The organism is Mycobacterium sp. (genome assembly GCF_032161845.1).
Lineage (GTDB): Bacteria > Actinomycetota > Actinomycetes > Mycobacteriales > Mycobacteriaceae > Mycobacterium.
The window spans coordinates 1-19061 of record NZ_JAVRQA010000008.1 but is presented as its reverse complement, the minus strand read 5'-3'; the positions used below and the strand labels follow the sequence as shown (position 1 = coordinate 19061).

At 66.7% G+C, this 19061-nt stretch carries 17 protein-coding genes and 1 pseudogene; 9 read left to right on the top strand and 9 right to left on the bottom strand.

Features of this window, described 5'->3' with window-relative positions:
* Window positions 1-12: 12 nt before the first annotated feature.
* Window positions 13-1719: an amino acid permease gene (locus tag QOD90_RS00385; RefSeq protein WP_526345533.1), complete on the bottom strand. Its 1707-nt coding sequence runs from the start codon at window positions 1717-1719 to the stop codon at window positions 13-15.
* Window positions 1720-1894: 175 nt separating this feature from the next.
* On the opposite strand from QOD90_RS00385, the gene sigJ reads away from it, so the two are divergent.
* The gene (gene sigJ / locus QOD90_RS00380; RefSeq protein ID WP_526345531.1) at window positions 1895-2839 is read left to right on the top strand and encodes an RNA polymerase sigma factor SigJ; all 945 of its coding nucleotides are present in this window, start codon (window positions 1895-1897) and stop codon (window positions 2837-2839) included.
* Here sigJ and QOD90_RS00375 read toward each other — a convergent pair.
* From QOD90_RS00375 to sdhC, 5 genes and pseudogenes are all read right to left on the bottom strand, one after another.
* A pseudogene (locus tag QOD90_RS00375) lies at window positions 2778-3377 on the bottom strand (carboxymuconolactone decarboxylase family protein); the annotation flags it as partial. The gene sigJ and the pseudogene QOD90_RS00375 sit on opposite strands and share 62 nt — an antisense overlap.
* A gap of 60 nt (window positions 3378-3437) precedes the next feature.
* Window positions 3438-4217 (bottom strand): succinate dehydrogenase/fumarate reductase iron-sulfur subunit, encoded by a 780-nt coding sequence (locus tag QOD90_RS00370; protein ID WP_526345529.1) that lies wholly within the window; start codon window positions 4215-4217, stop codon window positions 3438-3440.
* Entirely contained in the window at window positions 4217-5971 is a 1755-nt protein-coding gene (gene sdhA, locus QOD90_RS00365; RefSeq protein WP_526345527.1) for a succinate dehydrogenase flavoprotein subunit, read from the bottom strand. The genes QOD90_RS00370 and sdhA overlap by 1 nt, the downstream gene beginning before the upstream one ends.
* A 22-nt stretch (window positions 5972-5993) precedes the next feature.
* Window positions 5994-6476 (bottom strand): succinate dehydrogenase hydrophobic membrane anchor subunit, encoded by a 483-nt coding sequence (locus QOD90_RS00360; protein ID WP_526345525.1) that lies wholly within the window; start codon window positions 6474-6476, stop codon window positions 5994-5996.
* Window positions 6473-6898 (bottom strand): succinate dehydrogenase, cytochrome b556 subunit, encoded by a 426-nt coding sequence (gene sdhC, locus QOD90_RS00355; RefSeq protein ID WP_526345523.1) that lies wholly within the window; start codon window positions 6896-6898, stop codon window positions 6473-6475. The genes QOD90_RS00360 and sdhC overlap by 4 nt, the downstream gene beginning before the upstream one ends.
* A gap of 243 nt (window positions 6899-7141) precedes the next feature.
* Between sdhC and QOD90_RS00350 the strand changes: the two genes are divergently transcribed.
* From QOD90_RS00350 to QOD90_RS00340, 3 genes are read left to right on the top strand one after another with little or no spacing between them, the layout of a single operon-like run.
* Window positions 7142-7546, top strand: a complete 405-nt coding sequence (locus QOD90_RS00350; protein WP_526345521.1) for a cytidine deaminase — start codon at window positions 7142-7144, stop codon at window positions 7544-7546.
* Window positions 7543-8844 carry a thymidine phosphorylase gene (locus QOD90_RS00345; RefSeq protein WP_526345519.1) on the top strand — a complete coding sequence of 434 codons (1302 nt, stop codon included), beginning with the start codon at window positions 7543-7545 and terminating at the stop codon, window positions 8842-8844. Before QOD90_RS00350 ends, QOD90_RS00345 begins: the two co-directional genes overlap by 4 nt.
* Window positions 8841-9929, top strand: coding sequence for an adenosine deaminase (locus QOD90_RS00340; RefSeq protein WP_526345517.1), 1089 nt, complete (start codon window positions 8841-8843; stop codon window positions 9927-9929). Before QOD90_RS00345 ends, QOD90_RS00340 begins: the two co-directional genes overlap by 4 nt.
* A gap of 140 nt (window positions 9930-10069) precedes the next feature.
* On the opposite strand, the gene QOD90_RS00335 is transcribed toward QOD90_RS00340, so the two are convergent.
* From QOD90_RS00335 to QOD90_RS00325, 3 genes are read right to left on the bottom strand one after another with little or no spacing between them, the layout of a single operon-like run.
* A complete protein-coding gene (locus QOD90_RS00335; RefSeq protein ID WP_526345515.1) occupies window positions 10070-10903 on the bottom strand; it encodes an alpha/beta fold hydrolase in 834 nt (277 codons plus the stop codon).
* Between the two features lie 33 nt (window positions 10904-10936).
* The gene (satS, locus tag QOD90_RS00330) at window positions 10937-12205 is read right to left on the bottom strand and encodes a protein export chaperone SatS (RefSeq protein ID WP_526345513.1); all 1269 of its coding nucleotides are present in this window, start codon (window positions 12203-12205) and stop codon (window positions 10937-10939) included.
* 38 nt (window positions 12206-12243) lie between these two features.
* The gene (locus QOD90_RS00325; protein ID WP_526345511.1) at window positions 12244-12750 is read right to left on the bottom strand and encodes an SRPBCC family protein; all 507 of its coding nucleotides are present in this window, start codon (window positions 12748-12750) and stop codon (window positions 12244-12246) included.
* A gap of 38 nt (window positions 12751-12788) precedes the next feature.
* Between QOD90_RS00325 and QOD90_RS00320 the strand changes: the two genes are divergently transcribed.
* The 5 genes from QOD90_RS00320 (at window position 12789) to QOD90_RS00300 (ending at window position 18896) form a co-directional block, all read left to right on the top strand.
* Window positions 12789-13895 (top strand): alcohol dehydrogenase catalytic domain-containing protein, encoded by a 1107-nt coding sequence (locus tag QOD90_RS00320; RefSeq protein ID WP_526345509.1) that lies wholly within the window; start codon window positions 12789-12791, stop codon window positions 13893-13895.
* 107 nt (window positions 13896-14002) lie between these two features.
* Window positions 14003-15376 (top strand): FNR domain-containing protein, encoded by a 1374-nt coding sequence (locus tag QOD90_RS00315; RefSeq protein ID WP_526345507.1) that lies wholly within the window; start codon window positions 14003-14005, stop codon window positions 15374-15376.
* 33 nt (window positions 15377-15409) lie between these two features.
* Window positions 15410-16783 carry a serine/threonine-protein kinase gene (locus QOD90_RS00310; RefSeq protein WP_526345505.1) on the top strand — a complete coding sequence of 458 codons (1374 nt, stop codon included), beginning with the start codon at window positions 15410-15412 and terminating at the stop codon, window positions 16781-16783.
* Window positions 16783-17919 carry a BTAD domain-containing putative transcriptional regulator gene (locus QOD90_RS00305; RefSeq protein WP_526345567.1) on the top strand — a complete coding sequence of 379 codons (1137 nt, stop codon included), beginning with the start codon at window positions 16783-16785 and terminating at the stop codon, window positions 17917-17919. Before QOD90_RS00310 ends, QOD90_RS00305 begins: the two co-directional genes overlap by 1 nt.
* A gap of 323 nt (window positions 17920-18242) precedes the next feature.
* Window positions 18243-18896 carry a CHAP domain-containing protein gene (locus QOD90_RS00300; RefSeq protein WP_526345503.1) on the top strand — a complete coding sequence of 218 codons (654 nt, stop codon included), beginning with the start codon at window positions 18243-18245 and terminating at the stop codon, window positions 18894-18896.
* Window positions 18897-19061 lie beyond the last annotated feature (165 nt).

Genomic DNA, 19061 nt, shown 5'->3' with positions numbered 1-19061 from the left:
GGTTACCCACGGTCAGCCCCTCTTGGTGAACTCCTCGCCGGTGGACGGATCGACGGCCGTTTCGCCCGCGGGTAGGTTCGAAAGATCCTGGGAGATGACGGTCGGCATATCGCCGGAGTCGGGCAGCCCGAAGCGGGCAACGGATCCGACGGCGGGTTCGAGAAGAAGGTCCGCGCGGCGCGGCAGGGTCTCGCCCTTGAAGTAGCTCGGCGACATCGCCCACCAGACGAACATCATGATCACGCCGAGAACCAGGGCGCCGATGCCCACGACGGCGACGGCGCCGAACCCGAGGATCGTCACGTTGTTGCCGTCGTCGTCGACGAGGTAGTCGGGCTTCGCGTACGAGATCAGTCCGTAGGCGAAGACCACCGTGAGCATGACGGCGCCCAGCAGGGGCACCACGCAGCGCATCAGGACGTCGCGTGCTGACTTGGTGAACGTCTTGCGGTAGTACCAGACGCAGGCGTAACCGGTCATCCCGTAGTAGAAGGCGATCATCAAGCCGACGGAGCCGATGAGGGCCAGCAACAGGCTGCTGCTGATCAGCGTGAACAGTACATAGAAGAAGATCGACACGGCACCCATCACGAGGGTCGAGACGGTGGGGGTCAGGTACTTGCGGTGGATCTTCGCGAAGGACGTCGGTAGGGCCTTGTAGACGCCCATCGACAGCGTGGTGCGAGCCGTCGGCAGGATCGTCGTCTGGGTGGATGCCGACGCCGAGGTAAGGATCGTCGCCGACAGGGCGAGCAAGCCGATGTGTCCGATGAAGCTGTCGCCGAAGAGCGCGGGACCGATGGCGGCGAACACGTCCGCGGAGTTTTCCGGATTGCCAAGTCCCGCATCGGTTTCCCCGACACCGGCGAAGGAGACCGTGGCGACGGTGACGATGGCGTAGGTGGCCAGCAGCAGGAACGTCGACAACACGGCAGCCTTGCCGGGCGTCGTGCCGGGATCGTCGGACTCCTCGTTGCAGGCCACCGCGGTGTCCCAGCCCCAGTAGATGAAGATGGCGATCAGGATTGCCGGGGCGATCACGGTGCCGAAGTCCAGGCCGCCGGGCCAGAACCAGGACAGCGACGGGTGGATCGACTCCGGTAGCGCGTTGCTCGTATAGACCTTGATGAGCGCGTAGATCGAGATCACGACGAGGATGATGACCTCGAAGCCCAGCAGGAAGTACTGCAGGCGGGCCGATACTTCGATGCCGCGATAGCAGATGTAGGTCATCACCGCGATCCAGATGACGCCGGCCACCGTCGACCAGAGCGTGCTGCTGGCGAGGCCCGCCGCCGAGGTCCAGCCGAGGTCGCCGAGGAACGTGAACGAGTACGCGCCCGCGATCTGCGCAAGGTTGGCCATCACGATGACGTCGGCGGCGATGATGCCCCAGCCACCCATCCAGCCGATCAGCGGACCGAAGGCTCGGGACGCCCAGGTGAACGTCGTCCCGCAGTCGGGCTCCGCCTTGTTCAGCTCCTGATACGCGACGGCGATCAGGTAGATGGGGATGAATGCCAGCAGTACGATCGATGCGGCCTTGACGCCTGCGCCACTGGCCACGATCAGTCCGAGGACTGCCGCGAGGCTGTAGGCGGGCGCGGTCGATGCCATGCCGACGACGACGCTGGACAGCAGTCCCAGGGAGCCACCCTTGAGGCCCTTGCTGTCGACCGTCCCGCCGGTCCCCGAACTGCCCGTATCAACGGTGGTCATTGCATCTCCCTGGTCGTGGACAACTGTTGGAGAATACGGTTTCAGTTGCCAAAGCGCTCGATGACGACGAAATTCGTTTCCACGAATTGCTCCGGCTCACGAAAACCTCCCTTTCAGGGCCCCACCCGGGACGTTGCTCCTAGAGGTCGGCGAGGCATCTCAGTACGCTGATCCGGTGACCACCGCGCAGCGGACAGACGAATTCGAGGGGTTGCGTACGCATCTGCTTGCGGTGGCGTACCGGCTCACTGGCACGTTCGCCGACGCCGAGGACGCGGTGCAGGAGGCGTGGCTGCGGTGGGACGCGCTCGGCTCAGGACGCGACGGGATCACCGACCTGCGGGCCTGGCTGACGACGGTCGTCAGTCGGATCGGGCTCGACCGTCTGCGCTCGGCCGCGCACCGTCGGGAGGCTTACTACGGGGAATGGCTACCCGAACCCGTGGTGTCGCCGTTCGATCGGTCGGATCCGCTCGCCGCCGTGGTCGCCCACGAGGACGCGCGGTTCGTCGCGATGGTGGTGCTCGAGCGACTCACCCCGGACCAGCGGGTCGCCTTCGTCCTGCACGACGGGTTCTCGGTGCCGTTCGACGAGATCGCCGACGTGCTCGGGGTCAGCGCAGCGTCGGCACGGCAACTCGCTTCCAGGGCCAGGCGGGTGATGGCCGACGCCGAGGCGCCCGGGCGCGATGCGTCCCACGACGAGGTCGTCGGAAAGTTGATGGCCGCCATGGCCGTCGGCGACATGGCGGCCGTCGTCGCCCTGCTGCACCCCGACGTGACGTTCACCGGTGACTCGAATCGCAAGGCGCCGACTGCCGCCCGTGTCATCCGCGGTCCGGACAAGGTGGCCCGCTTCATCTTCGGCCTGGCCCAGCGGTACGGGTCGAGGTTCTTCGAGTCCGCTCAGCTTGCGTTGGTCAACGGCGAACTGGGCGTGATCACGGCGGGATTCGAGGCCGACGAGGAGGGCCCCGCGATGCAACCCCACATCCAGGCACTCACCGTCCGCGATGGACGGGTCTGCGCAATCTGGGACATCGCCAATCCCGACAAGTTCACTGGTTCGCCGCTTGGTCCTGGGTCGCCCACGGAACCCGGCACGCGTCACCAGAGCTGAAGCCCTGCTCGGTGATTCCCAACGCGGTGTTCATCCTGGCCCGCATGTTCTCGATGCCGACCTGGTAGGTCAGCTCCATGGTGCCCGCATCGCCGAAGCGCTGCCGCAGATCGGCGACCTGCTCGTCGGTGACCAGGTGCGGGTCGGTGGTCATGGCGTCGGCATAGGCGATCGCGGCACGCTCGTCGTCGGTGAAGAGCGGTGAGGTCGCGTAGTCGTCAATGTGCTTGAGCCGGTCGACGTCCAGCCCGTCCAAACGAATCAGCATCGCGCCGAAGTCCACGCACCACGAGCAGCCGACTGTCCGGGCGGTCCAGTACACCGCCAGTTCGCGAATGACGGCGGGCAGTTTCTTCGAGCCGCGTTCCAACAGTGTTTCGTGTACGGCGTTGGCGACGAGCAGCGGCATGTGGTGCGCGCCGACCGCGAACGGCACGGGGACCTCGCCGAAGCGACGCTTGGCGTAGCGGTACATCAGGCGCGCCGTCAGGGTGGCCTTCTTGGGTGGCAGGGGCGCGATGCGGGGTTGTTGAGTAGTCATGTCCCTTGGACGAGACAGCCCCCGATTGTGTGACACCCCTCGCGCAAAGGAGGGGAGTTAGCGGGCGAACATCAACGCGCGCTTGACTTCCTGGATCGCCTTGGTCACCTGGATGCCGCGGGGGCAGGACTCGGTGCAGTTGAAGGTGGTGCGGCAGCGCCAGACGCCGTCGACCTCGTTGAGGATGTCGAGGCGCTCGGCGGCCGCCTCATCACGGCTGTCGAAGATGAACCGGTGTGCGTTGACGATTGCCGCTGGCCCGAAGTACGACCCCTCGTTCCAGAACACCGGGCAACTCGTCGTGCAGCAGGCGCACAGAATGCACTTGGTGGTGTCGTCGTACCTGGCCCGGTCGGTCTGGCTCTGAATGCGTTCCCGGGTAGGCGAATTGCCCGTGGTGACGAGGAACGGCTTCACCGCGCGGAAGGCGTCGAAGAATGGCTCCATATCGACGACGAGGTCCTTCTCGACGGGCAGCCCGCGGATCGGTTCGATCGTGATCGTCAGTGGCTTGCCCACCTTCTTTGGCAGCATGTCCCGCAACAACACCTTGCATGCCAGCCGGTTCACGCCGTTGATGCGCATGGCATCCGAGCCGCAGACACCGTGCGCACACGAACGGCGGAAGGTGAGCGTCCCGTCGAGGTACCACTTCACGTAGTGCAGCAAGTTGAGCAGCCGGTCGCTGGGCAGGCACGGCACGCGAAAGCTCTGGAAGCTCGTCGCGTCCGGGTCTTCGGGGTTGAATCGCGCGATCTTCAGCGTGACCATCACGGCGCCCTCGGGCACCGGCGGAGTGGCCTGCGTGTCGGGGCTGTCGAGCACCGGTGCGCTCATCAGTACTTCCGTTCCATCGGCTCGTAACGAGTCTGGACCACGGGCTTGTAGTCCAGCCGGATGTCGCTGAGCAGGTCGTCGCCCTGCTTGTACGCCATGGTGTGACGCATGTAATTCGTGTCGTCGCGGTTCGGGTAGTCCTCGCGGGCGTGGCCGCCGCGGGACTCCTTGCGGTTCAGTGCGCCGACGACGGTGACCTCGGCCAGCTCAAGCAGGAACCCGAGCTCGATGGCCTCCAGCAGATCGCTGTTGTAACGTTTTCCCTTGTCCTGCACCGTGATTCGGGCGTACCGCTCCTTGAGCGCATGAATGTCGGTCAGCGCCTGCTTGAGGGTCTCCTCGGTGCGGAAGACGGCGGCGTTGTTGTCCATCGACTGCTGAAGCGCGCCGCGGATGTCGGCGACGCGCTCGTTGCCGTGCTCGGAGAGGATGTCGCCGACCCAGCTCGTCACCATGGTCGCCGGGGTCTCCGGCAGGTCGACGAAGTCATGTCCCATCGCGTAGTTCGCGGCTGCGATGCCGGCCCGCCGGCCGAACACGTTGATGTCCAGCAGCGAGTTGGTGCCCAGCCGGTTGGAGCCGTGCACCGAGACACACGCGCACTCGCCTGCGGCATACAGACCAGGCACGATCGAACTGTTGTCGCGCAGCACCTGGCCGTTCACCGTCGTCGGGATGCCGCCCATCACGTAGTGACACGTCGGGTAGACGGGCACCAGTTCGGTGACCGGGTCGACGCCAAGGTAGGTGCGGGCAAACTCGGTGATGTCGGGGAGCTTCGCCTCGAGCACGTCGGCGCCGAGGTGTCGCACGTCGATGTAGACGTAGTCCTTGTTGGGACCCGCGCCGCGGCCTTCGAGCACCTCGAGCACCATGGACCGCGCCACGATGTCGCGGGGCGCGAGGTCGACGATCGTCGGCGCGTAGCGCTCCATGAAGCGCTCGCCGTCGGCATTGAGCAGCCGCCCACCCTCGCCGCGCACGGCCTCGGAGATCAGGATGCCGAGGCCGGCCAGACCCGTCGGGTGGAACTGGTGAAATTCCATGTCCTCCAAGGGAAGTCCCTTGCGGAAGATGATGCCAAGGCCATCGCCGGTCAGGGTGTGCGCGTTCGAGGTCGTCTTGTACATGCGCCCCGACCCGCCTGTGGCGAAGACGATCGCCTTGGCGCGGAACACGTGGATGTCTCCGGTGGCGAGTTCGTAGGCGACGATGCCGGTCGCGACGGGGCCGCCCGGGGTATCCGACAGCACCAGGTCCAGTGCGTAGAACTCATTGAAGAACTCGACGTCGTGCTTGACGCAGTTTTGGTACAGCGTCTGCAGGATCATGTGGCCGGTGCGATCGGCGGCGTAGCAGGCGCGTCGGACGGGTGCCTTGCCGTGATCGCGGGTGTGCCCACCGAAGCGGCGTTGATCGATGCGGCCCTCGGGGGTGCGGTTGAACGGCATCCCCATCTTCTCGAGGTCGTAGACCGCGTCGATGGCTTCCTTGCACATGATCTCGACGGCGTCCTGGTCGGCGAGGTAGTCCCCGCCCTTGACGGTGTCGAAGGTGTGCCACTCCCAGTTGTCGTCCTCGACGTTGGCCAGGGCGGCGCACATGCCGCCCTGGGCGGCGCCGGTGTGGCTGCGCGTCGGGTACAGCTTGGTCAGCACGGCGGTCCGCACGCGCGGGCCTGCCTCCACTGCCGCGCGCATCCCTGCCCCGCCTGCACCGACGATGACGACGTCGTAGCGGTGTTCGATCAACATGGCATGAACTCCAGCTCTCTTGTCACGATATGTTCGCGTCGAACGTCAGCAGCACATAGGTGCCCAGCACGACCGTGAACAAGATCGACAGCGCCAGCAGGGTGTTCAGCCAGAACTTCGTCGAGTCCTTGCGGGCGTAGTCGTTGATGATCGTGCGCATGCCGTTGCCGCCGTGCAGTTGGGCCAGCCACAGCAGCAGCAGGTCCCAGGTCTGCCAGAACGGCGACGCCCAGCGTTGTGCGACGTAGTTGAAGTCGATCCGATAGACCCCGCCATCCCAGATCAGGCCGACGAAGAGATGGCCGAGCGCCAGGACGACGAGCACGATGCCGGAGAAGCGCATGAACAGCCACGCGTACTTCTCGAAGTTCGGCATGGCGCTGCGGCCGCGCGGTGAGCGCGGGTTGTCGAGACCGGCGGGCCGGTCGTGGCTGCGCTGCATGACGGGGGCGGGCCCGCCGCGCTCGCTGACGTGGTCGTAGGGGTTTTCCGTCGAAGGGCTCATAGGAATCGCTCCACCATGTGCATGCCCATCACGCCGAGCGCCGCGATGAATACGGTGATCCACACGCCGAGAACGATCCAGAGCATCAGTCGCTGGTACTTGGGACCGTTCTGCCAGAAGTCGATCAGGATTATTCGGATGCCGTTGAGGGCGTGGTAGAGCACCGCCACCACCAGGCCCATCTCCATGAGGCCGATGATCGGCGTCTTGTAGGTGTCGATGATCGAGTTGTAGGCCTCCGGGCTGACCCGGACGAGGGCGGTGTCGAGCACGTGCACGAAGAGGAAGAAGAAGATCGTGGCGCCCGTGATGCGGTGCAGTACCCACGACCACATACCTGGGTCCCCGCGATAGAGGGTGCGGCGGCGTATTGGCGACGACCGCGGCGCGGGTACGGCGGAATCCGCTGCTGTCTGCGTCATGCCCGAGTACTCACTTCCGCGCCTCCAACACCCTCGGTGGACGGTTTGAGAGACGGCGGACCTGGTGCCGAAACTCTGCCCAAACCTTTGGCGACTCTAATCCCAAAGGGGGCACGGAAAGAACTAGCGTGGGACCGTTGATTGCCCCGATACCATGGAAATTAGGGTGACCTAATTCGCAAACGCAGTAGTGGAACTGGAGCTTCTAAATGCATTCAGAAACTCGGCGGCGGACCTGACGCGATGCCAGAAATCGACTGGAAGTTATTGAAGGCTAAGGCAATACAGGTTTCCGCTCGTTCATATGCGCCGTATTCCGGCTTCGGTGTTGGCGCCGCCGCGTTGACGGCCGATGGTCGAATCCTGGTCGGCTGCAATGTGGAGAATGTCTCATATGGCCTAGGTCTCTGTGCCGAGTGTTCGGTGGCCTGCGCCCTTCACTCCAGCGGCGGCGGCAGACTCGTCGCGCTCACGTGCGTCGATGCCAACGGAACCCTTCTGATGCCCTGCGGGCGGTGCCGCCAGGTGCTCCTCGAACACGGTGGACCCGAGATGCTCATCGACCATCCGGCGGGGCCGCGCCTCCTGGGCGATCTGTTGCCGGACGCCTTCGGTCCCGACGACCTCGCGCGGGTGGAATCGCCGTGACGGGGATCGACTTCGATGCGCCGACGGTGATCCGCACCAAGCGCGACGGTGGCGTGCTGTCCGACGCCGCGATCGACTGGGTGATCGACGGCTACACGCACGGCGTGGTGCACGACGAACAGATGTCAGCGCTGCTGATGGCGATCTTTTTGCGGGGGATGACTCCTGGCGAGATCTCCCGCTGGACGGCCGCGATGATCGACTCCGGCGAGCGCTTCGACTTCGGCGACCTCCGCCGCGACGGCAAGCCACTGCGGTTGGTGGACAAGCACTCGACCGGCGGGGTCGGCGACAAGATCACCATCCCGCTGGTGCCGGTCGTGATGGCCTGCGGGGCTGCCGTGCCGCAAGCCGCGGGACGTGGACTCGGACATACCGGCGGCACCCTTGACAAGCTGGAGGCAATCGCCGGCTTCACCGCGGAGCTCTCCAAAACCCGTATCCGGCAACAACTTCAGGATATCGGTGCCGCGATCTTCGCGGCGGGTGACCTCGCGCCAGCCGACCGCAAGATCTACGCACTGCGTGACGTCACCGCCACCACCGAGTCGCTGCCGCTGATCGCCAGCTCGGTGATGAGCAAGAAACTCGCCGAGGGTGCGCGGGCACTGGTACTGGACACCAAGGTGGGGCGCGGCGCCTTCCTCACCTCCGAGGCCGAGGCCCGCGAGTTGGCTACGACCATGGTCGAACTCGGCAACGCGCAGGGGATCGACACCCGCGCCCTGCTGACGGACATGGACCGGCCGCTGGGCCTGACGGCGGGCAACGCGATCGAGGTCGCCGAATCGCTCGACGTGCTCGCCGGAGGCGGCCCCGACGACGTCGTCGAGCTGACGCTGGCGCTGGCCAGGGAGATGCTCGCCGCCGCGGGGATTGACGACGTGGACCCCGCACAGACGCTGCGCGACGGCACGGCGATGGACAGGTTCCGCGATCTCGTCAGCGCCCAGGGTGGCGACCTCTCGCAGCCTCTACCCGTCGGGGCGCACGCGGAGACGGTCACGGCGTCGCGGGGTGGCACGATGGGCGACATCGACGCGATGGCGGTGGGACTGGCGGTGTGGCGGCTGGGTGCGGGCCGCTCGACCCCCGGCGGTCACGTGCAGTTCGGCGCGGGCGTGCGCATCCACCGCAGGCCCGGTGACGCCGTCGCCGCAGGCGAGACGCTGTTCACGCTTTACACCGACACCCCGGAACGCTTCGCAGGGGCGATGGCCGAACTCGACGGCGGCTGGAGCGTCGGCGCAACTCCTCCTGAGCAGAAACCCCTCATCATCGATCGGATCACGCCATGACGACGCCGTTGACGTTGGAGAACATCCAGAAGGCACCGAAGGCCCTGCTGCACGACCACCTCGACGGCGGGCTGCGTCCGTCGACGGTGGTGGAATTGGCCGAGAAGTTCGGCTACGACGGGTTGCCGACGACCGACGTCGACGGGCTCGCCACGTTCTTCCGCACCGCCGCGCATAGTGGGTCGTTGGTCCGCTATCTCGAACCGTTCGCCCACACGGTCGGCGTCATGCAGACCCCGGAGGCGTTGCACCGAGTGGCCCTCGAATGCGTCGAGGACCTTGCCGCCGACTCGGTGGTGTACGCCGAGATCCGGTTCGCTCCTGAACTCCACATCGACGGCGGGCTGTCGCTCGACGCGGTCGTCGACGCCGTGCTGGCCGGCTTCGCCGACGGCGAGAAGGCGGCCGCGGCAGCAGGCAAGACGATCACGGTCCGCTGCCTGGTGACCGCGATGCGGCACGCCGCCCGGTCGCGGGAGATCGCCGAACTGGCCATCCGCTTCCGCGACAAGGGCGTCGTCGGCTTCGACATCGCAGGCGCGGAGGCCGGTTACCCACCAACGCGGCACCTGGACGCCTTCGAGTACATGCGAAACAACAACGCCCGCTTCACCATTCACGCCGGCGAGGCCTTCGGCCTGCCGTCCATCCAGGAGGCGATCTCCTTCTGCGGTGCCGATCGTCTGGGCCACGGTGTGCGGATCGTCGACGACATCGAGGTCCACGACGACAGCGATGCGACCCTCGGCCGGCTGGCTTCGATATTGCGCGACAAGCGAATTCCACTTGAGCTGTGCCCAAGCAGCAACGTGCAGACGGGGGCCGTCGCGAGCATCGCCGAGCATCCGTTCGCGCTGTTGGCCAGGCTGCGGTTCCGGGTGACGGTCAACACCGACAACCGGTTGATGAGTGACACCACCATGAGCCAGGAGATGCTGCGCCTGGTCGAGGCCTTCGGTTACGGCTGGAGCGATCTCGAGCGATTCACCATCAATGCGATGAAGTCGTCGTTCATTCCGTTTCGTGAGCGGCTGACGCTGATCGACGAGGTCATCAAGCCGCGCTTCGCCGTCCTCATCGGCTAGCGGCCGCCGCGGGTGGTTTAGCCCGCGTCGTCGGCGCCGATGTACCCTACCGTCGCACACTGCCCACCGAGCGTGAATCTGACGACGCAAAAGGGCGACGACGCGTCGTCAGATTCACACTGGCGCGGGGGAGGGTGGGGCTAGGGGGCCAGGACCTCGCGAAGGCGGTCGGCGAATTCACCTGGCGCGCCCAGGAATCCGCCGTGGTCCCCGGGGAACTCCGTGGTCTCCACACCGAGGCGCTCGGCAACGGCGACGGAGGTCCGATGCGTCATCAGGTGGCCCGACTCTGCGCCGAGGCCGATGACGAGGCGCGACGCCGACGCCCGCAGCGCCTCGAAGTCGGGGAGGTACTGCGTGGTCGGCGCCAAGTCGTGGACGAAGAAGCGCGCCCCCTCGGCCAGTTCCTGCTCGGGGTTCACCGGTGCGCCTTGCGGTTCGGGTGGCCCGTCGCCGAACGCGTCGAGGTCGAAGCCGGCGTTCACCATGAACTTCATCCACGCGGCGTGCAGGCCGTCGCTGACGAAGGTGTCGACGATGTCCTGCGTGGCGGCCCGCTGCTGCTCGGCGTCGGGAAGCAGCTCCGTCAGCGGGGGCTCGTGCGCCACCAACGTGCCGACCCGGCCGGGGTAGCGGGCGACCAGCGCCAGCCCGGTCACCGCACCGCCACTGGAACCGAACACGTCGGCGGTCTCGGCGCCGAGATGGTCGAGGATCGCTACGACGTCGTCGGCGCGCAGGTCGGGATTCGACGGCCCGTCCGGGTCGTCGACGGGACTGCCCGCGAAGCCGCGCGGGTCATAGGTGACGACCGTGTGGTCGGTGGCCATGGCGTGCGCCAGCGGCGCGAATTCGGCGGCGGCCATCGGGGAGCCAATGACGAACAGCAGGGGTCCGCTACCTCGCACCTCGTAGTGCAGTCGGGCGCCGGGGACGTCGATGGAGCCGGAGGTCAAGCCTTCAGTCGTGGTCATGCCGATGTTGACCGGCCGCCCGAGGAAAACTCATCACTCCTCGCGGAGACGGGACTCCACGAACGCCTCGACCTTCTCCCACTGCGCGACGGCCTTGGCATACGGCGCGGGTGGCTTCCCGACCTTGTTGGGCGCCAACACGTGCCCGATGAACCTGCCGAGCGGCTGGTCCGTGTCGAGCGCCTCCTCGACGGTGTTGTCCTCCGCGTAGTCACCAACGTCGCGGATCAACTCGACGGCGAGTTCGAGTTGCTCGACGTCGACGGCATCGGGCCCGTCGGCGATGTCGTCGGACAGGGTGCGCAACACGTAGACGTTGTCGTCGGTGACCTTGATCTGCAGCGAGCCGTCAGTGGCCGCCGTCTTGATGTCGTCGAAGGTGGCTAGGTCGGACAGGTCGCTCTCGTGTTCGTCGGCGAGGTAGCGCGCCAGCGACCGCTCCGAGCCGAAGACGCTGATGCGTCCGTTGCGGCCGAGGAAGATCGGCTGGTCGTCCATGTAGCAGCGCAGGGTGTAGAACGTGCCGCCGCGCGTGAGCAGGCGGATGGGGTCGATCCCGACGTGCACCCAGAAGTCCTCGTCGCTGCCGAGGACCTGATCCGTGGCCTGCGCGGTCAGCGCGGCCTCTTCGTCGTCGCTGTCGTCCTCGTCGGAGATCACCAGATCTTCTTCGGCGGAGTCGTCCTCGACCTCCAGCTCGGGGGCCGGTTCGGCGAGTTCGGCCTCGGCCTTCTCCGACGCCGCAGCGTCCACGTCGGGAATCTTGACGATCTCGTCGATCGCGTCGACCACGCCATCCCAACTGCGGGCGATGACGCCTTCGATCTCGGCCCAGCGCTTGCGGCCGCTACGACCCTCGAACGCCTCGAGGCCCCCGCCAAGGGAACCGAGGACGGGATTGCCGTTGAAGAACTTGGACACCCCCGGCAGATCACACACCGAGCCGACGGCCTGCACCACCGCAAGCGCGTGTAGCAGCGTCGCCACCGATTCTTCGGTCGGCTTCTCGGCGGCCACCTCGGGCACGCCGATCAGATCGTGTCGACGCTCCTCGCTCGGATCCAGTCGGTGCGCGGACGACTCCTTCAGCGCCGCCCAGGCGGGGTGGTCGGTGAGGTCGTTGTCGGAGTTCGTCCGGACGAATGCGGCCAGGTCAGCTACCGATTCGAAGCCGTAGAGGTCGTCGTCTTTGCCCAGGAACGCCTGCCACTCGTCGTCGGCGTCGCGCCACGACGGGGCCCACAGTGTGTACAGATCGCCCTTGGTCAGCCCAAGCCTCACCGGCACGATGTCAGCAGCCATGCGGCACAGCCTAACGACGCTCTCTGGGCGAGTTGCCGTCACCCGGTGCGGGCGAAGAAGCGCTCCCCGTCGGCGGCCATTCGGCCGAATGCCAACTTGAGTACCGGCGCGAGCGGTTTGAAGGGCAACGCGAATGCACTCTTGGGTTCGATGGCGACGGTCCAGGTGAACCGCGTCGAGTTGCCGTCGGGGCCTGCCGGCTCGACGTCGTAGTCCTCGGCGAAGCGTTTGAAGACGGGAAGGTTGGCCTCGTAGACGGCGAACGAATAGCCGTGCCCCTCGTCCCAGCGGAAGTAGCGCTCGCGGACGCGCGCCAAGCCGGGGGCCAGGACGACCTCCCGGGTGGTGCCGACGCCGAAGGGGCGGGGACTCAGCCAGTTCACCGCGCTGACGGTGCCGCTCCAGTCGCACAGTGATTCGTCGGAGGCCAGCGATTCCCACACCTTCGCCGGCGGGGCGGCGAATGTCTTCGAGTAGCGGAAGAGGTGTGGCGCCGAGGTGAAGAGACTTTCGTCAGCCGGTTCGACTGGGTACCAGCGCGTCATGTTTCACAGCATGCCAAACGGCGCGCGACGATGTCTTCATGCGCGCTGTGGTGTTCGAGGAGTTCGGCGGTCCCGTGGACGTCCGGGCGGTCCCCGATCCGTTGCCTTCGGCCGGTGGCGTCGTGGTGGAGGTGCGCGCGACGGGTTTGTGCCGCAGCGACTGGCATGCGTGGGCAGGCCACGACGACGGGGTGGCACTCCCGCACGTTCCCGGTCACGAACTCGTCGGCGTTGTCGTCGCGGTGGGGGCGGACGTCCAGCGGTGGACGGTCGGTGATCGCGTCACGACCCCCTTCGTCTGCGGATGCGGCGTCTGCGAATGGTGCCTCAGTGGTCAGGCGCAGGTGTGTCCCGCTCAGACCCAGCCCGGCTTCACGCACTGGGGCTCGTTCGCCGAATACGTTGCCCTTCATGCCGCCGACACCAACCTGGTGGCGGTCACCGACGCCATCGACGACGCTGCGGCCGCGGCGCTGGGGTGTCGATTCGCCACCGCCTACCGAGCATTGAACGTTCGCGCTGCCATCACCGACGGCGAGTGGGTCACGGTGGTCGGGGTCGGCGGCGTCGGCCTCAGCGCCGTACAAATTGCGGTTGCCGCTGGCGCCAGGGTGATCGCCGTGGACCGCACCTCGGCGGCTCTGGCGCTGGCGCGACGCCTTGGCGCCGAACACACCGTCCTCGCCGAACGCCGGGGCGAGCGAAGCGACGGGGGAGAACGCCGGGGCGAGCGAAGCGACGGGGGAGAATACGGTGCCGACGTTGCGGCCCGGGTGCACGACCTCACCGGCGGCGGAAGTCATGTCGCGGTCGACGCGGTCGGCTCGCCGGGAACGTGTGCTGACGCCATTTACAGCCTGCGACGCCGCGGCCGCCACGTCCAGGTCGGGCTGCTGCCCAGTGTCGGCGGCCACCCCGCGGTGCCAATGGGCCGGGTAATCGCCTGGGAGCTGGACGTTCTCGGCAGTCACGGCATGGCAGCCGTCGACTATCCCGACATGTTGCGCCTCGTCGAAGCAGGCACGTTGCGACCCCAGGACCTCGTTGAGCGCGTCGTCGGTTTGGCCGAGGGCGCCCGCCTGCTTCCGACGTTCGACGCGGCCGCCCCGGTCGGCGTCACCCTGATCGATCCGCGCCTGCCCTGATTGCCCCCGGGCGGGAGCCGCCAAGAAACATTTGAGAATTCTCCAAGCCGGTGCCCGAATGCTGATCTCGCCAGCCGAGGCAGCTCGCCGATTGGGGGACCACCGTGATGACTGCGCCGACGCTCACCGAGCCGGACACCAGAACTGCCAATGCGGGTGTCCTGGAGATGGCGCCGCGCTTGCCGTACCTGCGGCGGATCTCGAAGCACCCGCGCCTGAATCACTACAACCGGCTCGTCGCGCTGGCGCTGGCCATCAACGTCGGATGGTTGGTGTACGGCGCCGCGGCCGCGAACTGGTGGACACCAGACGGCGCCAACCTGCCCGCGATCGCGCTGACGGCCCAGACGAATCTTGCTGCCGCCGTGCTGTTTCGGCAGCAGTACGTGCTAAACGCGTTGGCGTGGCTGGTCACCCGACCGCCGACATCCTGGCCGCTACGGGTGCGGTGGACGCTCGGCAAGTACTACCACTTCGGAGGCTTGCACGTCGGCACCGCAGTCGCGGGAACGCTCTGGTATCTGATGCTCGTGGTGTCGATGATCCGCGACGCCGTCGCCGGGGTTGGTGAGGCATCCTCCGCCCACCTCGTGCTCGGGATCACGATCGCGACGACGTTCACGGTGATGGCCGTCATGGCGCTGCCTCGGTTGCGCGCCGTGCGGCACGATCGTTTCGAGGTGACCCACCGGTTCTGCGGCTGGGCGGCGCTGGTGCTTGTCTGGATCAACACCATGCTCATCGTCGACGGCGGCCGTGGCGATCGATCGTTCGGTTCGGCGCTGCTGACCGCGCCTGCCTTCTGGCTCGTGGTGCTGAGCGCGCTGTTGGCCATCTGGCCGTGGCTGCTTTTGCGCCGCGTGCCGGTCACCTGCGAGCGTCCGTCGTCGCACGCGGTGATTCTGCATCTCGAGCACGGCACTGTCCCCGCCGTCGGCACCACCCGGCCGATCAGCCGTCGGCCCTTCGTGGGTTGGCACCACTTCGCCAACGTGCCGGCCGCGCCGGGCACGGGCGGATACCGCATGTTGGTCTCACGCGCCGGTGACTGGACCGCAGCGCTGATCGACGAGCCGCCGACGCAGGTGTGGGTGCGCGGCATCCCGACGGTCGGTGTGGCCAACGTACGCAAGCTGTTCACGAAGGTCGTGTTGGTCGCGACCGGAAGCGGTATCGGGCCGGTGCTGGGCCACCTGCTCGACACCTCCGTTCCGTCGCGGCTGGTTTGGGTGACGAAGAACCCGCGCCTCACCTACGGGGACGCGTTCGTCGACGAGATCGAGGCCGCGCAACCCGACGCGCTGATCTGGGATACCGGGGCGCTCGGCCAACCCGACGTGCTGCAACTCGCCAACGCCGCGTACGTCGAATCGGGGGCCGAGGCCGTCATCTGCGTCTCCAACCGCACCGTCACCTGGCAGGTGGTGCACGGCCTGGAGCGCTGCGGGATACCGGCATTCGGCCCGATTTGGGATTCGTGAGCGACGTGAGCCAGTTTGGGCGACACTGCCCTTGTGCCCGACGGGATCAGGGGATTCGACGCGGAGGCGCGCGTCGGCACCGCGTTCGGCAAGTACACCATCGTCGACCTGCTCGGCAAGGGCGGAATGGGTGAGGTGTACGAGGCCTATGACACCGTCAAGAAGCGCAGCGTCGCGCTGAAGATCCTCGCCGATGGGCTCGCCACCGACGAGACGTTTCGGACGCGGTTTCAGCGCGAGTCCCACGCGGCGGCCGTGCTGCAAGAGCCGCACGTCATACCGATCCACGACTGGGGTGAGATCGACGGCAGGCTTTACATCGACATGCGTTTGGTGCACGGGCAGACGCTCGACGAATTGATCGCGAGGGGGCCGCTGGAACCGTCGCGGGCGGTGGCCATCATCGGTCAGGTCGGCGCAGCGCTGGATGCTGCCCACGCCGCGGGACTGATGCATCGTGATGTCAAGCCGCACAACATCATCGTCACCGAGGCCGATTTCGCCTACCTGGTCGACTTCGGTATCGCCGAAATGACGAAGGACACCCGACTGACCACCGCTGGCGCTCCGATCGGCACCATCAACTACATGGCGCCTGAACGGTTCACCGAACAGAAGGCCACCCCTGCGGTCGACGTGTACGCGCTGGCGTGCGTGCTCTACGAATCGCTGACGGGCGACAGCCCGTTCGCCCGTGACAGCCTCGAGAATCTGGTCGCCGCCCACCTCGCGTCGCCGCCGCCGCGACCCAGCGTCACCAATTCACGCGTTCCGGCGACGTTCGACGCCGTCATCGCCCGAGGCATGGCGAAGAATCCCGACGACCGGTACGGAACCGCCGGCGGACTGGTGCGGGCGGCGCAACAGGCCGCGAGGGGCGGCAATTCCACCCTCGTCATGCCGCCCGGCGCGGTTCCCGCCGAACCGACGGCGATGCCCGTCGACCGCTCTGCGGGGCGCCAAGGGCGGAGTTGGTTGCTGCCGACCGTGATCGCCGTCGCGGCGGCGCTGATTCTGGGTGGGGTCGGCGTCGTCATAGGCATGCTGACCCAGCAGGACGGGGTGTCCCAGGCCCCGCAGGTGACCACGCCCCAGACCGGCCGAGACCAGGCCGGCGGCGACATACCGTTCCGAGGCTTCGTGTTGCGGCGACCCAGCCTCGAGGTGCGGACCGAGCCGGCGCTTTCCGCCCCGGTCACCGGCTACCTACCGTACGAGTCGGAGGTCTTCATCGTCTGCACGACGATCGGCGACGTAGTCGACGGGCCAGGCGCCGGCGGGGGACCGTCGATAGTCACACCGGTATGGGACAAGGTCCGCACCGCGGTGGACGGAACCGATCTCGGTTTCATCCCCGACGCGTGGGTGCAGACGGGTACGGCGAAACCCCAGGCGCGTGGGTGTTGATGACCCGGGGCCGCATCGGTTTCGGCGTCCTTGGTCCCCTGGAGATGACAGTCGACGACTCACCCGTGGCGTTGGGCTCCCGCAAGCAGCGTGCGGTGCTGGCGATGCTGGTGATCAACCGCAATCGGGTGGTGAGCAGTGAGACGTTGGTCGACGCGGTGTGGGGGCAACGGGCCCGCCAGGAGGCACGCGCGAGCCTGCACACCTATGTCTCCAACCTACGGCGGTTGTTGAACGATGCCGGGGTCGACGGCCGCACGGTCCTGGCTGCCGCGCCCTCGGGGTATCGACTCACCCTGCCCGACGTCGATTGCGACGTAGGCCGATTCGTCACCGAGAAGATGGCAGGTATTCGGGCGGCGGCGGCTGGACGGTTCGACCTGGCCAGCCGCCACCTGTCGAGCGCGGTCGCCGAATGGCGTGGCCGGGTACTCGAGGACCTATCGGAATTCGAGTTCGTCGCGTCCTTTGCCGCCGCGCTGGTCGAGGACGAGGTCGATGTCCACATCGCCCGTGCGGAAGCCGAAATCGCCTGTGGACGTGGCAATGCCGTGATCGGTGCTCTCGAAGGCCTTACCTCCGAACATCCCTACCGCGAGCCGCTGTGGGCTCAATTGATCACCGCCTACTACCTTGCTGAACGGCAATCCGATGCACTCGACGCCTATCGCCGGTTGGCGACCGCGCTCTCCGCGGACCTGGGTATCGAGCCGGGGCCGACGATCCGAACTCTGCACCAAAGGATCCTGCGCCAAGAGGTGCTGGACGTAAGTCGAGCCGCCCTCACTGCCGCCTCCGCTGCCGCGGGGACCCTCGATCGCCGGAGCACGGCGACCGGTCATCCCATGGTGGCGCGCCTCCATGCCCTGTCGGGTCAGGTGTATCCCCTGATCGGCGCGGCCACTCGGATCGGCCGGCTCGCGGATAACGACGTCGTGCTCGACGACGCCGAAGTCAGTCGCCATCACGCCGTGGTCAGCGACACGGGCTCCAGTTTCGTAATTACCGATCTGCGCTCTGCCAACGGCGTTTTCGTGCACGGTCGTCGCATCCGCGGCAGCGTTGTGTTGGCCGACGGCGACCCGATCCGCATCTGCCAGCACGAGTTCCTCTTCGAAATCGCACCCCGAGACTAAGGGTCGGTGGGCCGCGTCGACGGCCCCGGCTCATTGCTAGCTCTGGGCGATCATCGCGCTGTGCTCGAACGGAAGGTGACAAGCGAATCGATCATGATTTGCTGCGCACCGGCGGCAGGTCTGATATACCGATGAATGTGGGTCGGGGAAGGGCCACACCCGGAGGACTCGTGCTGTTCGATTCTGGAGTATTTTTCTGCCGTCGCGCACCGGCAGCACTAGCCGTCACAGCACTCGTCGCCGCGATGGTCACGCAGTCGATGACTGAGACCCCTTCGGCGTCCGCCGACACGAGTGCCACGGTCGAAGTCCAAACTCAACGCATGTCGGACGCCACCCTGACCTCGCACCAGGACGGGTCCTACCACCCCGGGGACCAGCTGACGTTGGTCTGCTCCAAGCGCGGTCCGCAGGTACGGAACTTGTTCAATTCCAGCGTCCCGGGGCGAGGGAATGATCTCTGGTACCGGACGTCGGACGGTCACTACGTTGCCGACGCCGACATCGAGACCGGCACCCTCAAAGTCGCTGCCCCCGAATGCAACCCGACGCTCGCTGACGCGGATGCCCAGGCGGCGTCGGCCACCGGCGTCACCCGCACGGTGGGCGCGACTCGGGGAGTCAATCCCGGAACGCCGGGTCAATGCACCTGGGGTGCCGCGCAGAAGTGGTTCGAAGCCAGCGGATCGTATCCGGCGTTTGCCGGCGATGCGATGTCGTGGAGTGACACGGCCGCCGCCGCGGGCTGGACCGTCACCGACGATCCCCAAGATCGGTCGATCGTGGTGTTCCAGCCCGGTGTAGTCGGCGCGGGCAGCGTCGGCCACGTCGCGTGGGTCGATTCGGTGTCCCAACGCGTCGATGGTCAATGGATACACGTGACCGAGATGAACAACTCATATCTCGGCGGTGTTGGCATCTTCAACGATCGCGACGTCAAGGACGTCCCAGGAATGTCGTACATCCTGCTGCCCTGACCGGTGAACACGTCGGGGGATTTCGAGTTCGAAGACCGTGGCGCCCATGAACTCAAGGGTGTGCCCGGCGTGTGGCAGCTGTTCGGTGTCGCTACCTCGTGAACTGAGCGTGGGGTGTGGCTAGAACGGCGGGATCGAAGTGTCGGGCGCCTCGTCGGTTGTCGC

Coding starts and splice junctions, on each gene's coding strand:
- QOD90_RS00320 (WP_526345509.1), top strand. CDS start 12,789: ATGCGCGCTGTGGTGTTCGAGGAGTTCGGCGGTCCCGTGGACGTCCGG.
- QOD90_RS00325 (WP_526345511.1), bottom strand. CDS start 12,750: ATGACGCGCTGGTACCCAGTCGAACCGGCTGACGAAAGTCTCTTCACC.
- sdhC (WP_526345523.1), bottom strand. CDS start 6,898: ATGACGCAGACAGCAGCGGATTCCGCCGTACCCGCGCCGCGGTCGTCG.
- QOD90_RS00385 (WP_526345533.1), bottom strand. CDS start 1,719: ATGACCACCGTTGATACGGGCAGTTCGGGGACCGGCGGGACGGTCGAC.
- satS (WP_526345513.1), bottom strand. CDS start 12,205: ATGGCTGCTGACATCGTGCCGGTGAGGCTTGGGCTGACCAAGGGCGAT.
- QOD90_RS00305 (WP_526345567.1), top strand. CDS start 16,783: ATGACCCGGGGCCGCATCGGTTTCGGCGTCCTTGGTCCCCTGGAGATG.
- QOD90_RS00300 (WP_526345503.1), top strand. CDS start 18,243: ATGTCGGACGCCACCCTGACCTCGCACCAGGACGGGTCCTACCACCCC.
- QOD90_RS00335 (WP_526345515.1), bottom strand. CDS start 10,903: ATGACCACGACTGAAGGCTTGACCTCCGGCTCCATCGACGTCCCCGGC.
- QOD90_RS00350 (WP_526345521.1), top strand. CDS start 7,142: ATGCCAGAAATCGACTGGAAGTTATTGAAGGCTAAGGCAATACAGGTT.
- QOD90_RS00370 (WP_526345529.1), bottom strand. CDS start 4,217: ATGAGCGCACCGGTGCTCGACAGCCCCGACACGCAGGCCACTCCGCCG.
- sdhA (WP_526345527.1), bottom strand. CDS start 5,971: ATGTTGATCGAACACCGCTACGACGTCGTCATCGTCGGTGCAGGCGGG.
- QOD90_RS00360 (WP_526345525.1), bottom strand. CDS start 6,476: ATGAGCCCTTCGACGGAAAACCCCTACGACCACGTCAGCGAGCGCGGC.
- QOD90_RS00315 (WP_526345507.1), top strand. CDS start 14,003: ATGACTGCGCCGACGCTCACCGAGCCGGACACCAGAACTGCCAATGCG.
- QOD90_RS00340 (WP_526345517.1), top strand. CDS start 8,841: ATGACGACGCCGTTGACGTTGGAGAACATCCAGAAGGCACCGAAGGCC.